Origin of the sequence: Streptomyces sp. NPDC048496, from assembly GCF_043200055.1 — a bacterium.
Taxonomy (GTDB): Bacteria; Actinomycetota; Actinomycetes; order Streptomycetales; family Streptomycetaceae; genus Streptomyces.
The window spans coordinates 1-13189 of record NZ_JBICXB010000033.1; the positions used below are offsets into that span (position 1 = coordinate 1).

Below are 13189 nucleotides of genomic sequence, written 5' to 3' on the forward strand. Positions count from 1 at the left end.
CCGAACTCCTGCTGCAGATGCTCACCCCACTCGCCGTGGAAACGGCCCTGACGGTGAGCGAGGAAATCACCGCCCGCGCCGCCGAGACCGACCGGCGTGCTGAGCGTGCCGGCCGAGCGTATGGAAGAACTTCCGGGCAGCCCTGGTGCCAGGGATGTGCGGATGCTGCCTGCCTACGACAACTACCTCGTCGGCTACCGCACCCGGGAGTTGTCGGTTCCCGCCGCTCACCTTGGCCGGGTCTGGCCGGGCGGTGGGGTCATCCGTCCCACGGTTGTTGCGGATGGCCTGACCATCGGCACGTGGGCCCGCCGCGATGCCGACCGTGTTGTTCAGGTGGACGCGTTTGCGCCCCTGTCGACGCAGGTCCAGGTCTTGGTCGATGCGGAAGCCTCTGCTGTCAGCGCTTTCTGCAGCCCGCCGCCTGAACGGGCCGGGGCCTCCCGGTAGGGCGCAGGTACGGAGCCGGCCGGGGTACCACAGCTGTGGCCCCGCTGACGTCCGGCCGGCGGCTTCCTACCAGGTGTGCTGACGGCCCGGACGGAAACGGCTGATCGGTCGCAGCGGCTCCAGCCACACGCGGCCGTGTCGCCAACGTCCGCGCCAGCGGCCATGCAGGCTTCTGACCTGCAGTGTTGCCCCGCGCTCATGGCCTGGCTGCGATGTTCGTCCCCCTGTGGCACCCCCCGCCCGAGATTGTGTGCTGAGTACGGGAACTCATGTACGCCAGGAGACCGGCTGGCAGGATCCGCGATATGACGAGTGGCAGAGGGACGCTGACGGCCCTGCATCTCTTCCTGGTCTGGGCGACGATGACGGCTGCGGTGCCGATGCTCGGCTTCGGGCTGCTGGTGGCCGGCTGGGGTGGTGGGGTTGATGCGACGGTGCCGATCTTCGCGTTGGGTGTGCCGCTGACGGTGGGTCTGCTGGCCACGACGGGGATACCGGCGCGGGCCGTGTTGCCGCTGTGCGGCTCCGTACCGCAGCGGCTCGGCTGGGCGGTACTGGTCTTCGTCCTCGGCACGCTCGGCGTCCTGGCAGGTCTGGCCGCCTACAGTGGAGACGTTGACCTGGGGAGCGCCGGTACCCGGATCGCGCTGACGGGGGCGCCGTACGCAGTGGCCGCGGCGTTCTTCGTGCCGAGCCGGTGGGTGCGGCTGGGTGCGATGGCCATGCTGTTGGCCGGGGTGGCCTATGGGGGCTTCATCGGCCCGGCGCAGTCGCAGCAGCGGCAGCACGAGGCGGAGGTCACGCGGTACCGGGAGAAGTCGGAGCTGCTGTACCTGGGCGCTGCGCCGCCCGGCATGCGGGCGTCCCGTGCCGAGGTCGGCCCCGCCTACTTCCACGTCGAATACCGCTCCGTTCAGCAGGACGAGTACGCGTACGTGGACCTCACGGTGCGCTCGCCGCTCACGCCGGCACCCCGATGCCCCGAGCTCGCAGAGAAGAACGTGACCTGCACGGTAGACGGGCACAGCGAGATGCGCACGGTCCGCGACTTCCCCGGCGGCATCCGCGCCGTCACCCTCACCCGCCGCCACCGGGACGCGGAGGTCGAAGGCACCAGCCAGACCCTCGATGAACCCGGGCTACGCCGTCTCCTGAACACCCTGCACCCGCTCTCGAACACAGAGCTGGAAAAACTGATACGGGAAAAGAAGATCATCGACCACAGACTCTGAGCCATGCTCACCCCGGGCCCCTGGCACCGAAACCTGCTCAACCATCGATGAGAGAAGCGCCGTCCACCAGCCTGCGCTGAGAATCGCTCAAGCTTCGCTGCGAGAGGTCAGCAGTCGGCCGCTTGATCCTCCTCTCCTCTTCCGGCTGTTCAGGAACCGATCGGTTGCTGAACACCGGACCCCGTCAGGTCGGGACGGGGTTCCGCGTGTCCAACAAGCCCGTTCAGCAGGGCACTCCGGATCAGCTGCCGCCTCCCCCGTCATCCTTGACGATCATGTACAGGATTCCCACGACGGTGGCATCTACTGCGATCGCGGCACCCAGGGGCGGGCTGGAGAACGCGGCGCAGCCAGTGATCACGGCTATGACCGCGAGGAGGAGCAAGGTCTGGGTATCCATGAGTTGGGCCACTCCGTTTGGTCCGGGGCCCGCCGCGCAGCATCGTCGGTGTCCACCTCCACCTCCAGGACGAGCACGGCCGGATCCTCCTCGGTCTGCGCCACCCTGACTCAAAGTTCGCGCCGACCGCATGGCACTTCCTCGCCGGCCACTGCGAGCGGGAAGCCGCGATCACCTGCCTGGTCAGAGAGGCCAAGGAAGAGGCCGGTCTGACTATCGATCCGGCAGATGTCGAGCTCGTGCACCTCGTCCACCTCGTCGACTCCCCGGGCGCCCGGCCGCGGATCGGGCTGGTTTTCCGGGCCCGGTCCTGGTCCGGCACCCCGGAAATCCTGGAGCCTGACCGTTGCGTGGAGTGGCGGTGGTGGGACCCGCAGGATCTTCCGGTCGAAGTCGTGCCGTACATCCGCCTGGCGATCCACGGCATTCTCGGCGGTCGCCTGTACTCCGAGATAGGCTGGGACCGATGACGCTTCCGGAGCCGAGTACAGCTTCCTGGCCCGAACACTTCCTCGCGCACCGCGCCGGCCGCGACTGTCCGATGTGCAGCAACGACTGGGAGGCCGACGACATCGGGTGGGGACTGCTGCTGCACCGCGGCGAGGTGTCCCAGTCCTACCTCTGGCGCTCGGGCCAAGTCCGGGGCTACGCCATCACTATCTTGACCGCGCGGCACGTTGCCGAGCCCACCGAACTCTCGGACGGCGAAGCGGCCGCCTTCTGGCGCGACACCCTCACCCTGGGCCGAGCGCTTGAGAGCCACTACCGGCCGATGAAGATGAACTACTTACTGCTCGGCAACGCCATCCCACATGCGCACTACCACGTCCTTCCGCGACGCGAGGCGGGTGCGGACCCGGCGCCGGGCGGGCCGGTGCCCTTCGCTCTGCTCGACCACGGCCGCCAGGACGAGGCCGTGCTCCAGCGCGACGCCACAGCCCTGCGGCGGATGCTGGAAGGAACGGCATGAGAGGCACGCGCACTGCAGCAGCCGACAGCCCAGACACGGCTGGTCGTCACACTGAAGCGTGCTCGGTTCACTCCTCTGAGGCCGGACATGCCGACCGCCCGGCAGAGGACCCGCCCGCCGCACGGGCGGCGATGGTCGCCCAGCTGGAGGAGCAAGGAGTGCTGGGGCCGGGTCCGATCCGGGACGCCCTGCTGGTGCTGCCCCGCGAGGTGCTGATGCCGCAGGCGTACGTGCGACGCAGCGCCCCCGGCGAGACGCCGCCGCGGTGGGACTTGCTGGACTGGGCGGCACCGCAGGACCGCCCCGAGCTGCTCGGTCTGCTCTACGGCGGTGCCAGTGTGCTCGTGCAACATGACGGGGAACCGGTGCTGGGCCGGGCGCGCGGGTCACGGTCGGGGGCGTCGATCACGTCGATGTCCACGGTGATGGGCCTGACCGCCACGTTGCTGGAGGAACTCGATCTTCGCCCGGGTCAGCGGGTGCTGGATGTCGGCACGGGCGCGGGGGTGACCGCCGCGGTGACCTGTCAGGTCTGCGGCGACCGTGCGGTGGTCACCCTCGACCGGGACCGGCACCTGACCGACGCTGCCGCGGCGCGGCTCGAAGGTCTCGGCTTCCGGCCGCAGGTGGTGTGCGGGTCGGGAGATGAGGGCTGCTCCGCGCAGGCGCCGTACGACCGGGTCTTCGTTTCGTACGCGGTGGAGCGCGTGCCGGCCGCCCTCGTCGAGCAGCTCGCACCCGGGGGCCGGCTACTGGCGCACGTCACGACCGCATCCCCATCGTGGCCCGCTCTCGCCGTCGTCGAGTGCACCACCGATGGCCAGCTCCAGGCGGAGCTGCGGGCCGTGGAGTTCGCCCACCGGGCCGGCCACGGCATGGAGCGGATCTGGCTCAGCGAGGAGTTCCGGCAGCGCATCGGTACCGAGCCGGGCACGTGGACTCAGCGGACCATGGTGGCGCCGCCCGCGGATACTGACCGGGGTTTCTGGCTGGCGGCCGACCATCTCCTCGGCGGCGGGCTGGTGCGGGACTTCGGCGCCGAGAATCTGGTGATCGGCGCGCCCGGCTGCGGGTCGTGGCTGCGTGTGGAGGAGGTGGGCCACCGGCGCTGGAGCGTCACCACCCACGGGCCGCGCGATATCTGGAAGGAGCTACAGGACCTCGCCGGCCGGTGGCGGGCGGCAGGTTCTCCCGCCCGCTATCGCCTCTTCTTCGACCTGGACGGCGGACAGCGGGCCGCCTCCCAGTGCGGCCGCCTGTCCTGGCAGCTTCCTTCCGCCCGTCCGCTCGATGAGGGAGCCGCCTCGTGACCTATCCCGACGTGCCCTTCCCTGACCTTCCGCCAGAGCAGGAGGCGCTGTTCGCGGCCGCGGCCGCGACCTACGCCCGCTACCGATCCGGTGTTCCGGACGCGGCGGTTCGGCTGCTGGCCGACATTCTGCGCGGACGGTCGGTGCCGGTGCTGCTGGACCTGGGCACCGGCACCGGGCAGGTGCCGCTCGCCCTCCGGGCGGCTGTCCCTGATCTGGCGCACATCGAGGCGGTCGACGTCAGCCAGCAGATGCTGGACCAGGCCCGGGACGCGCTGGCTCCCGCGCTCGACCGCTGCACCCTCACCCTCGTCCGCTGCGCGGCCGACGCGTACAGACCGCTCAAACCTCTGCCCGGCGAAGAGGCACAAGCGCCGGACTTGATCACCTGCTGCCGGTCCTACCACTGGATGGACGGTCCGGCGGTGCTGAAGATGGCGGACCGGGTCGCCGCGCCGGACGCCACGGTGGCGATCATGGGCGACGGGAGCCTGTGGACCCTCCGAGCCGACTGGACCCGTGCGCTGCGCGGACTGATCCAGCGCTACCTGGGCTCCGAGCGCCGGGCGGGCACCTGCGGCTCCTACTCCGAGCCCCGTCGCTCGTACGAGGAGGACCTCGCCGCGTCGCCGTGGAGCGACGTTACCGAACACCGCATCCTCGTTGCCCGCATCTGGAGACCGGACACCGTGCTCGGCTACCTGCGCAGCACCTCCTTCGCCGGCGCGGAGCTCTTCGGGCAGCGACACGCCGCGTTCGAGGACGAGGCTCACACGCTGCTCCACACGCACGCGATCGACGGATCCCTGGTGGAGAACGCCGTGTTCACGGTCCTGCTCGCCCGACGCCCCGGAAGTGCATCGTGAGCAGCGGAGAGCGGCACACCGAGCCGGTGGACGTCCACCTGATCCTGCGAAGGGAGACCGGCGAGGGGCCGGAGGTCCTGCTGTCGCGGCGGGCCGGGCAGGTGTACGCCGCCGGCCTGTGGCATCTGGTCTCCGTTCACTAGGCAACCCACGTGTCGAGCTTCGACTTGTCGAGTTTCGCACCGCGAGCGTATCCGGTTCCAACTCGGACAGCAGGAGGTCAGCGATCCGTAATGGATTCCTCTGACAACGTGCTCATGTTGGGCGACGTCCTCCTTGGGATGTGGTCAGCCCGTGACCGCTCTTGGAGGCGGGACTGTCGACCGACAGGGGTAACCCGATCTGCGGCCTGGCGCAGTCGCTCACCGCCGCGGCCCTCTGGCCGAGCGAAACAGTGCCGTCCGCCTACGCCCGCGCGACAGCGGTTCGCACCGGGTTCGACGAGTCCGGCCAGTTCGGACCGGCCGTAGGCGGATGGAGCGGCCCTCCGAGCTCGCTGGGATGGCCTGCCGCACGGCGCCCACGACGTTACATGGCTGCTTAGGGCTGTCCGCATTCCCGGCTGGTGAAATGGTGGGTTGAAGGCTTGGTGAGAAACACCGGGATCAGGGGATGAGGCGGCTGGCATGCCGACGATGCGGCGTGCGTCGGCGCGTCCCTTCCGCCGCGCGCGTCAGCTTTCCATTATGCGTTCGGGTGGCGCACCGTTGTGGACGGTTGCCGGGCGAATGCTGCGATATCCGGCAAAGCCGGCTGGTAGCCGTCCGAGGTATCCACGGTCAGCGTGGGGACGTCCGGGGAGATCGGCATGAAGGATTCGAGAGAGTACTCTCCGGCAGCGATGGCTTCAAGCAGGTCCTGGTCGCCGTGGGCGGCCCGGTGCGTGTCCTCCTTGGCGCGCTGGACGACGCGGTCGTGGGCGACGTCGGCCGTGGTGGTGCAGCGGATGACGCGGAGGTGCGCGAGGCCGGTGAGCGGCTCGAGGTTCAGCGGCGCTCGGCCTGATCGCCAAGAACGGCGCCAGCCCGAACGGGCCCGCTCGGGGAACGCTGCCTACGGCGTGCCGGGCAGCCGGACCATGACGAGGAGGCCGCCGTCGGGGCTGGGGACGAGGTCGAGGGTCCCGTCGTGGGCGCGGACGATGCTGTGCACGATGGCCAGGCCGAGGCCGACGCCGGCGTGCTCGTCGGTGCGTACGCGTTCTGTTCCGCGCTGGAAGGGTTCGATGAGGGTCGGTACCAGTTCCGGTGGGAGCCGGCGACCCGTGTTCTCGACCTGCAGCACGCTCGTGTCGCCGTGCGCCTCGGTGTGGACTGCCACGGTGCCGTCGGCGGGGAGGTTGTGGACGACGGCGTTCTGGACGAGGTTCGTCACCATCCGCAACAGGAGCTCGGCGGAGCCGCTGGTCGGGGCCGGCCCGCCGGTGACGTCCAGCGCGATCCGGCGCTGTTCGGCGAGGGGAAGCAGCGTTTCTGCGGCTTCTTCGGCGATGAGGGAGAGGTCGACGCTCTCGCGGGTGAAGTTTCCGCGGTCGCCGCGGCTGAGCAGCAGGAGGGCCTCGGTGAGGTCGGTCGCCCGCTGGTTGACTGCGTGCAGGCGTTCGATGAGTTCGTCCCGTTCCCGCGTGGGGTCCTTGCGGGCGACGTCGAGGAGCGCCCGCGAGATCGCCAGCGGGGTGCGCAGTTCGTGGGAGGCGTTCGCGGCGAATCGCTGCTGCTCGGCGACGTGGGACTCGAGTTGTTCGAGCATCGAGTCGAACGCGTCGGAGAGTTCACGGAATTCGTCCTGGCGGCCCTTCATGCGGATCCGGTGGGACAGCGACCCGTTCTCGGTTATCCGGGCCGCATCCGTGATCTGTGTGAGTGGTGCGAGCATCCGGCCGGCGAGGATCCATCCCCCGACGAGCCCAAACACGAGCAGGAAGACCATAGCCGCGGCCGCGGCGGGGACGAAGGCTTGCAGGAGGACGTAGCGGTTGGGTGCGACCCTGAGAAGACCCACATCGCTGTCCGGTACGTAGCGCAGCAGGAACACCCACACCACGGCCAGTAGGAGAACGCCGGCGAGCAGAACGAATCCGGCGTAGCTGAGGGTGAGTTTCAGTCGGGCGCTGAGCCCTGGGCGTCTATGCATACGTACTGCCGGGGGCGGCGATGTCCCGGTCCGGGGCGACGGTGTTCATACCGGTGTCGATCCGGTAGCCGACGCCGGGCACCGTGGCGATGATCCATGGTTCGCCGAGCCGTTTACGCAGCGCGGAGACGGTGATGCGCACGGCGTTGGTGAAGGGATTGGCGTTCTCGTCCCAGGCCCGTTCCAGCAGCTCTTCGGCCCTGACGACCCCGCCCTCGGCGGCGACGAGGACTTCCAGCACCGCGAACTGCTTGCGCGTGAGCGCGACGTAGCGTTCGTCGCGGAAGACCTCCCGGCGGAACGGGTCGAGCCGCAGGCCCGCGATCTCGTGCACCGGAGGCCGGGCGTACCCGCGTCTGCGGTCAAGCGCCCTCAGCCGCAGGACGAGCTCCCGCAGCTCGAACGGTTTGGTGAGGTAGTCGTCGGCGCCGAGCTCGAAACCAGACGCCTTGTCGTCGATCCGGTCGGCAGCGGTGAGCATGAGGATCGGGATGCCACTGCCGGAGGCGACGATGCGCCGGGCGACCTCGTCGCCGGAGGGTCCGGGGATGTCACGGTCGAGGACCGCGAGGTCGTAGGAGTTGACGCTGAGCAATTCCAGGGCGGCGTCGCCGTCGCCGGCGATGTCGGCGGCAATCGCCTCCAGCCGCAGACCGTCACGGACCGCCTCGGCCAGGTAGGGCTCGTCCTCCACGATCAGCACGCGCATGCGTGAAGTCTATTGTCATCACAAAATCGGCGCCGACGGGTGCACACCGGACACGCGACTCACCCTGCCGGCGCCGGCGCGGGGCGAGGCTGGTCCGACGGCACCTCCGCCGTAGTGCGCCACAAGCGGCGCGACGCCAGCCCGAACAGCACGGCGCCGGCGGCGTTGACCAGTACGTCATCCACGGACGACACCCTGTCCAGCCGCAGGACGTACTGTGCGGTCTCGACCAGGACCGAGTAGCTCGCCCCGAGCACCAGGATCCGCGGCACGGACGCCAGCGCCGCGAACCGCACCGGAGCGAAGAACCCCAGCGCCGCGAAGATCAGCAGGTTGCCGCCGATCCCGACCGGCCCCATCGTGACCAGGTCCCGCAGCGGGATCAGGCTCACCCGGCCGGGGACGACGCCGGCCCCCGGGCCCGGTTGCAGGGTCAGCCACACCATCGGCACCGTCCCGTAGACCATGCCCACCTCGGCCAGCGACATCCGCCACGCCGACGTGACACCGCCGGCGCGCCGCAGGCTCGCCAGAGCCCACACCACCAGAGCAGCCAACGGCAGCCCGACCAGCATCATGAGCAGCACACCGTTGAACGTATCGAAGCAGCCGTGCCACCGCCCGGCCATGCAGGCCGGAGCGGTCATCATGAGCGGCCGCCACACGGCGAACAGCACGCCCGCCAGGCCGAGGATCGCCAGGCCGGCGAGCATGATCCGGCGGGGCGGTGCTGACGGGGATGGGCTGTGGTTCATGTTCCCACCTCAGCCGCCCGCCCCGCCGGAGGGCGCAGCGCCGGTGATGGCCTGCGTCTGCTGCTCGAGGATGTCCACCAGGCTGTCGGAGTCGCGGTTGACGAGGGTGACGGCGACCCAGCCGGTGTACGGGTAGATGCTCCAGTTGGCGCCGACACCGGGGTTTCCACCGGCATGCTGGTACTCCCACTGGCCATTGACGACGTCGATCGCGAGCCCGTACGCACCGAACGACGTCGGCCCGTGGGGGATTTTGGCCCCGAAGAGCACGTCGGCCCAGGGCCGGTCCAGCACCGTGCCGTCGGTCAGCGCCTGCGCGAACCGGACCAGATCCGGCGCGGTGGCGAAGCCGCCGTCCCCGGGGGCATCGATGAAGGCGCGGCCCGGGTTCTTGCCGAGTGCGTACGGGTACGGGCTGCCCTGGTCCAGGTTGCGGAGCGCGTCCACCACGCTGCCGTCGGCCAGTTCCATGTACGGGTGCGCGATGTGCGGGTCGGTGAGCCACTGCGGCCTGGTGTAGAACGCCGAGCTGGTCATACCACAGCGCTTGAAGATGTTCTCCTGGACGTAGTCCCAGTACGTCGTGCCGGCCACGGCCTCCACGATCAGCGCGGAAAAGGTGACCTCCGCCTCCGCGTGGACGGTGTCGGGAGTGCCGGGGACGCCCACCAGTTTCGCCTGCCGGGCCCGCTGCTCGTAGTACTCGTGCACCTCGTCCCGGCTCTGGAAGACGCGTTGCACGTCCTCATCCGGGGAATCCAGCCTGGAGGTGCCGGACAGCAGGTGGTGGATGGTCACCTGCTCGGCGATGTCCTTGGCGAAGCCGGTCAGGTGGGTGCCCACCGTGTCCGACAGCCGCAGCTTGCCCTGCTGCGCCAGCTGCAAGATAGCCACCGCGTGGAACGGCTTGCCCGCCGAACTGAGGCTGAACGCGGTGCCCTCGCGGTTGGGGATCCCCTTCTCCTTGTCGGCCATGCCGTAGCTGCGAGACAGGACCGTGCGGCCCCGGTGCGCCAGCAGCACCACGCCGGAGAACTTGCCCTCGGCGGCCAGTTGCGCCACGTACCGGTCGTAGGCTCCGCCGGGCAGGGTGTCCTGCGGGATCCGGTCGTCCCCGGACGAGTCGGTTGGAGCCGAGTCGGCGTGGCCGATCCCGGCGCCTACCAGCGGCACGCCGGCCGCCACCACGCCAGCGGCAGCCAGCCCGCCCCATCTGAACAGCCGCCGCCGGTCGATGCCCTGTACCGAATCCGAGTCCATGATCACGGTCCTTTCCCGGTCGAACAAATCTGGCGCTGACAGTGATGCGCTGTGGTTCATGCCTCCACTGAAGACGCAAGGCTGTTGCGTTGGCGTATGCGATTTTCGATACGCGCGCGATACACGGAATCCCCTGCCGCGATCCGGGTATGACGAGGTAGCGGCATGACCAGTCGCGTTGCTTGATCCAACACACTGCTCTACCGCATCCCGGGCGGCGGTCGGCCGCCTGTCGGAAACGCGGCGTAGTCGACACGCGTCAAGTGGCGCCGAACCGATAGGTGCCGGCATGACCCTTCTAACGGACAGGTGGATCTCCCGTATGTCGGCACATGCCTGACTCGACGCCGGAACTCGGACGCCGAGGCGCGCCTCAAGAAACCGACACGATCTTGAGAACAGGGCTACGACAGCAACCTGAGAACGGAACTCATCAGCCCTGCCCAGAACGTCGCAACGGCGACATGGTGCGCGAGCACCTACACGTCGGCGGGGCCAATGACGACGTGTGCGGTGTCCGTGCCGTCGACCTCGACCACCGGATCTGGGCGGTGCAGTGCAAGCACCGCCGCCACGGCACCCGCGGCGACGCCGTCGATGTCCGCGTGGTCCGGGAGCTGAAGGGCACAGCCAGTGAGGTCCACAAGGCCACGTTCGCTGTGATCGTGACCAACGGGAAGTTCACGAGCAAGGCCGTCTCCTCGGCCCGGATGCTCGGCGTCCACCTGGTCGGCTGCGACCTCCTCGCCCAGTGGGCGTCCCGCCGCCCGCTGTGGGAACTGCTGGAGCGTGTTCCGTCGCCGCTGCGTCACCCCGCAGACCGCCGCGTGGCCGCGTAGGCAGAGCCTCCTCACGGCCGCCGGAAGGGTTCTTGAGGTCATCCTCGGGCGTCCCGGGCCAGGGGTAGCCGGTAGCGAGCCGTCCCTCGGCAGGCAGATGCGGTCCGTACAGCCACAGCGTACGCACTGCAGCCAGCAGATCCACCTTGCGTCCGGTCTTGCGGGCCAGGCCGAGCACGTACGTGCGGTAAGCGTCGAGATGGCGTTCCGTGACGTCGCACAGACGGAACACGCCCACGCCGACGAGCCACTCGGCGAAGACCTTCAGGTCCGTGAACCAGTAGCGGAACGTTGCCACGCTCGCGCGTTCGCCGCCGCGCTGGATCGCGTCCGGGTTGCCCGGGTAGGGGTGGTCGAGCGCCGCCAGGAAGAAGGTCTTGAAGGGCCGCTCGAAAGCCGTCGGGTAATGGCTCCAGGTCAGCGGTGTGATGTTGAGGTGCGCGTCGGGATGAGCCGGCTTGATGTGCCAGACCGGATCGCCGAAGCGGGACAGCATCGCTCGGTCGGTTCCGGCACGTAGCGGCCGGTTGCGCAGGACGACGACGTCGGCGGCGGGCCATGTGCCGTCCGGAACTGAGGCAGGGGCGAGGGCTGTGGTCATCGCAGGTCCCAGCGGCCGTCGAGCAGATCATCGACCAGCCGCTGCTGGTCCGTGGTGAGGTCCTCTCGGGCCTGTCGGTGCTCGGCATCAGTGAAGTGGTCGATGATCTCCTCCAATTGCTGCAGCGGAGCGTGGAAACGGGCCTGCCACACGGGCGGATCGAGATGGGGACGTCGCTGGAGAATGCCGTCGCGCACCGAGAGTTGAACAGGAAGGTGGTGCGGCAGCGCGCGGGCGTTTTCACACGTGAGGCACTGCAGGAAGGAGGCCGTGCACGGCTGGCCGGGCTCGGCGACGGGGCTGGCGAGGTGGTCCACGCAGGCAACGGCGGGGGTGTCCCGCTGGGCGTCGAGGAGGTCCTTCAGCGCTCGGGGTTCCAGTCCCGTCTGTACTGCGGCCTCAGCCAGGTTCTCGCGGGCCCAGGCCACGAAGTCAGAGGTGAAGACCGGCACGGACTGCACGACGCGGGCCTTGGCGACCTCCTGGCGCAGCGCCGCACCGACGACGCGGCGGCTGTCGGCCTGCACGGTGCTGCTGCCCTTCAGATACACGTCGTTGTGGGTGCGGCGCGAGTGCGCCACAGGATGCTGCCGGCGCTCCAGGGCCGTTTGCCGGATCCGGCCGGTGTCTACTTCCGGTCGGCCGGGGGTGGCGTGCCGGGCTGCGGGGAAGCCGTGTGATCGGGCCCACCGCAGGACATCGCTGGCCCGTACTCCCACGCACCAGCGTCCTGACCGGCCGCTGCTGAGGTTGAGCAGCGCGAACGCCGCGCCACTGCCGCCGTGGCGGCGCGGCAGCTCCGTCAGAGACAGCAGGAGCAGGTATAGGCGCAGTGGCGAGCGCATGAGGCGGGGCTCGTCGGCATCGGCTGCGAGGAGGTCGGCGACGTCGTCGGGCAGGTGTTCCAGAGCCGCGATCATGTGCTCGTGCTCCGGGCCGCGGCGGGGTTTGGACTCCTCGACCAGGAGCACACACGGATCTTCCTGGGCACCCTCCGGGTGGAAATGGGCGGCGGGCCAGTTGGCGACGGTGCCGAAGTTCTCCTGAGTCAGCGCGGTCAGCAGCACGCAGAGGGCCGTCGCCTCCGCCTTGGTCAGGCACAGCCAGCCGGCTATCCCGCGAAAGCCGCCGGCCTTCAGCACCGCGGTCGTGTAGTCTCCCTCTTTTCCACCTCCTGACGTCTCTGCCCGGACTGGGCGTCAGGACCACGGCGGCCGTGATCGTCGCGATCGGTGACGGCACCGGCTTCCCCACCGCCGGACACCTCGCCTCCTACGCCGGACTCGCCCCCGCAACGAAGTCCTCGGGCACCTCGATCCGCGGCGAGCACGCACCCCACCGCGGCAACCGGCTCCTCAAACGCGCCCTGTTCCAGGCCGCGTTCGCCGCGATCGGCTGCAAGTCCGACCCGTCCTCCCGGATCTACTACGACCGGCAGCGGGCACGTGGCAAGACCCACACCCAGGCGATCCTCCGCCTGGCCCGGCAACGTGTGAACGCCATCCACGCGATGATCCGCACCGGGGCCCTCTACGAAGCACGCCTCCCGGGCGACGTCGACCTCGCCGCCTTTGGCACTGGAGCTTCGGCGACCGGTACTGGGCGCTGCAGACCCGGCAGCGTGCCACCCTGTACCGGCCCGTCGAACTGCCGTAGCCGCACCG

Annotated in this window: 16 protein-coding genes and 1 pseudogene; 11 read left to right on the forward strand and 6 right to left on the reverse strand. The window is 69.5% G+C overall.

Annotation, left to right across the window (positions count from 1 at the left end):
• Nucleotides 1–120 precede the first annotated feature (120 nt).
• The gene (locus ACGFSA_RS24970) at nt 121–450 is read left to right on the forward strand and encodes a DNA glycosylase AlkZ-like family protein (protein ID WP_393307874.1); all 330 of its coding nucleotides are present in this window, start codon (nt 121–123) and stop codon (nt 448–450) included.
• Nucleotides 451–755: 305 nt separating this feature from the next.
• On the forward strand, nt 756–1682 hold the full coding sequence (locus ACGFSA_RS24975; RefSeq protein ID WP_393307750.1) for a hypothetical protein: 927 nt from the start codon (nt 756–758) through the stop codon (nt 1680–1682).
• Between the two features lie 241 nt (nt 1683–1923).
• Here the strand turns inward: ACGFSA_RS24975 and ACGFSA_RS24980 are convergent, their stop codons facing one another.
• The gene (locus ACGFSA_RS24980) at nt 1924–2082 is read right to left on the reverse strand and encodes a hypothetical protein (protein ID WP_393307752.1); all 159 of its coding nucleotides are present in this window, start codon (nt 2080–2082) and stop codon (nt 1924–1926) included.
• A 17-nt stretch (nt 2083–2099) separates the two neighbouring features.
• Here ACGFSA_RS24980 and ACGFSA_RS24985 point away from each other — a divergent pair, with 17 nt between their 5' ends.
• The 6 genes from ACGFSA_RS24985 to ACGFSA_RS25010 all read left to right on the forward strand — a co-directional run bounded on the left by ACGFSA_RS24985 (nt 2100) and on the right by ACGFSA_RS25010 (nt 6233).
• Nucleotides 2100–2552 carry an NUDIX domain-containing protein gene (locus ACGFSA_RS24985; RefSeq protein WP_393307754.1) on the forward strand — a complete coding sequence of 151 codons (453 nt, stop codon included), beginning with the start codon at nt 2100–2102 and terminating at the stop codon, nt 2550–2552.
• Nucleotides 2549–3052, forward strand: a complete 504-nt coding sequence (locus ACGFSA_RS24990; RefSeq protein ID WP_393307756.1) for an HIT family protein — start codon at nt 2549–2551, stop codon at nt 3050–3052. Before ACGFSA_RS24985 ends, ACGFSA_RS24990 begins: the two co-directional genes overlap by 4 nt.
• Before the next feature lie 158 nt (nt 3053–3210).
• A complete protein-coding gene (locus ACGFSA_RS24995; protein ID WP_393307758.1) occupies nt 3211–4362 on the forward strand; it encodes a methyltransferase domain-containing protein in 1152 nt (383 codons plus the stop codon).
• Entirely contained in the window at nt 4359–5228 is an 870-nt protein-coding gene (locus tag ACGFSA_RS25000; protein ID WP_393307760.1) for a class I SAM-dependent methyltransferase, read from the forward strand. Before ACGFSA_RS24995 ends, ACGFSA_RS25000 begins: the two co-directional genes overlap by 4 nt.
• Nucleotides 5225–5371: a hypothetical protein gene (locus ACGFSA_RS25005; protein WP_393307762.1), complete on the forward strand. Its 147-nt coding sequence runs from the start codon at nt 5225–5227 to the stop codon at nt 5369–5371. Before ACGFSA_RS25000 ends, ACGFSA_RS25005 begins: the two co-directional genes overlap by 4 nt.
• Nucleotides 5372–6107: 736 nt before the next feature.
• Nucleotides 6108–6233 (forward strand): hypothetical protein, encoded by a 126-nt coding sequence (locus ACGFSA_RS25010; RefSeq protein WP_393307764.1) that lies wholly within the window; start codon nt 6108–6110, stop codon nt 6231–6233.
• Nucleotides 6234–6281: 48 nt separating this feature from the next.
• Here ACGFSA_RS25010 and ACGFSA_RS25015 read toward each other — a convergent pair whose 3' ends face one another.
• The 4 genes from ACGFSA_RS25015 to ACGFSA_RS25030 are packed head-to-tail and all read right to left on the reverse strand — an operon-like array spanning nt 6282 to nt 10085.
• The gene (locus ACGFSA_RS25015; RefSeq protein WP_393307766.1) at nt 6282–7361 is read right to left on the reverse strand and encodes a sensor histidine kinase; all 1080 of its coding nucleotides are present in this window, start codon (nt 7359–7361) and stop codon (nt 6282–6284) included.
• Complete coding sequence (locus tag ACGFSA_RS25020) at nt 7354–8070, reverse strand: response regulator transcription factor (protein ID WP_393307768.1); 717 nt, start codon at nt 8068–8070, stop codon at nt 7354–7356. Before ACGFSA_RS25020 ends, ACGFSA_RS25015 begins: the two co-directional genes overlap by 8 nt.
• 59 nt (nt 8071–8129) lie before the next feature.
• Nucleotides 8130–8825, reverse strand: a complete 696-nt coding sequence (locus ACGFSA_RS25025) for a VanZ family protein (RefSeq protein ID WP_393307770.1) — start codon at nt 8823–8825, stop codon at nt 8130–8132.
• Between the two features lie 9 nt (nt 8826–8834).
• The gene (locus ACGFSA_RS25030) at nt 8835–10085 is read right to left on the reverse strand and encodes a serine hydrolase domain-containing protein (RefSeq protein WP_393307772.1); all 1251 of its coding nucleotides are present in this window, start codon (nt 10083–10085) and stop codon (nt 8835–8837) included.
• Nucleotides 10086–10549: 464 nt separating this feature from the next.
• On the opposite strand from ACGFSA_RS25030, the gene ACGFSA_RS25035 reads away from it, so the two are divergent.
• Together ACGFSA_RS25035 and ACGFSA_RS25040 are read left to right on the forward strand one after the other, a co-directional pair.
• Complete coding sequence (locus ACGFSA_RS25035; protein WP_393307774.1) at nt 10550–10924, forward strand: restriction endonuclease; 375 nt, start codon at nt 10550–10552, stop codon at nt 10922–10924.
• 199 nt (nt 10925–11123) lie between these two features.
• Nucleotides 11124–11444, forward strand: coding sequence for a hypothetical protein (locus ACGFSA_RS25040; RefSeq protein WP_393307776.1), 321 nt, complete (start codon nt 11124–11126; stop codon nt 11442–11444).
• A gap of 77 nt (nt 11445–11521) precedes the next feature.
• Here the strand turns inward: ACGFSA_RS25040 and ACGFSA_RS25045 are convergent, their stop codons facing one another.
• Complete coding sequence (locus tag ACGFSA_RS25045; RefSeq protein ID WP_393307778.1) at nt 11522–12667, reverse strand: hypothetical protein; 1146 nt, start codon at nt 12665–12667, stop codon at nt 11522–11524.
• 17 nt (nt 12668–12684) lie between these two features.
• Here ACGFSA_RS25045 and ACGFSA_RS25050 point away from each other — a divergent pair.
• Nucleotides 12685–13095, forward strand: a pseudogene (locus ACGFSA_RS25050) (transposase); the annotation flags it as partial.
• Nucleotides 13096–13189 lie beyond the last annotated feature (94 nt).

Bases quoted from the DNA above. Each gene is read 5' to 3' on its own strand.
- ACGFSA_RS25030 (WP_393307772.1), bottom strand. From the start codon at position 10,085: ATGGACTCGGATTCGGTACAGGGCATCGACCGGCGGCGGCTGTTCAGA.
- ACGFSA_RS25035 (WP_393307774.1), top strand. From the start codon at position 10,550: ATGGTGCGCGAGCACCTACACGTCGGCGGGGCCAATGACGACGTGTGC.
- ACGFSA_RS25020 (WP_393307768.1), bottom strand. From the start codon at position 8,070: ATGCGCGTGCTGATCGTGGAGGACGAGCCCTACCTGGCCGAGGCGGTC.
- ACGFSA_RS25015 (WP_393307766.1), bottom strand. From the start codon at position 7,361: ATGCATAGACGCCCAGGGCTCAGCGCCCGACTGAAACTCACCCTCAGC.
- ACGFSA_RS24990 (WP_393307756.1), top strand. From the start codon at position 2,549: ATGACGCTTCCGGAGCCGAGTACAGCTTCCTGGCCCGAACACTTCCTC.
- ACGFSA_RS24975 (WP_393307750.1), top strand. From the start codon at position 756: ATGACGAGTGGCAGAGGGACGCTGACGGCCCTGCATCTCTTCCTGGTC.
- ACGFSA_RS25025 (WP_393307770.1), bottom strand. From the start codon at position 8,825: ATGAACCACAGCCCATCCCCGTCAGCACCGCCCCGCCGGATCATGCTC.
- ACGFSA_RS24980 (WP_393307752.1), bottom strand. From the start codon at position 2,082: ATGGATACCCAGACCTTGCTCCTCCTCGCGGTCATAGCCGTGATCACT.
- ACGFSA_RS24970 (WP_393307874.1), top strand. From the start codon at position 121: ATGGAAGAACTTCCGGGCAGCCCTGGTGCCAGGGATGTGCGGATGCTG.
- ACGFSA_RS25040 (WP_393307776.1), top strand. From the start codon at position 11,124: ATGGCGTTCCGTGACGTCGCACAGACGGAACACGCCCACGCCGACGAG.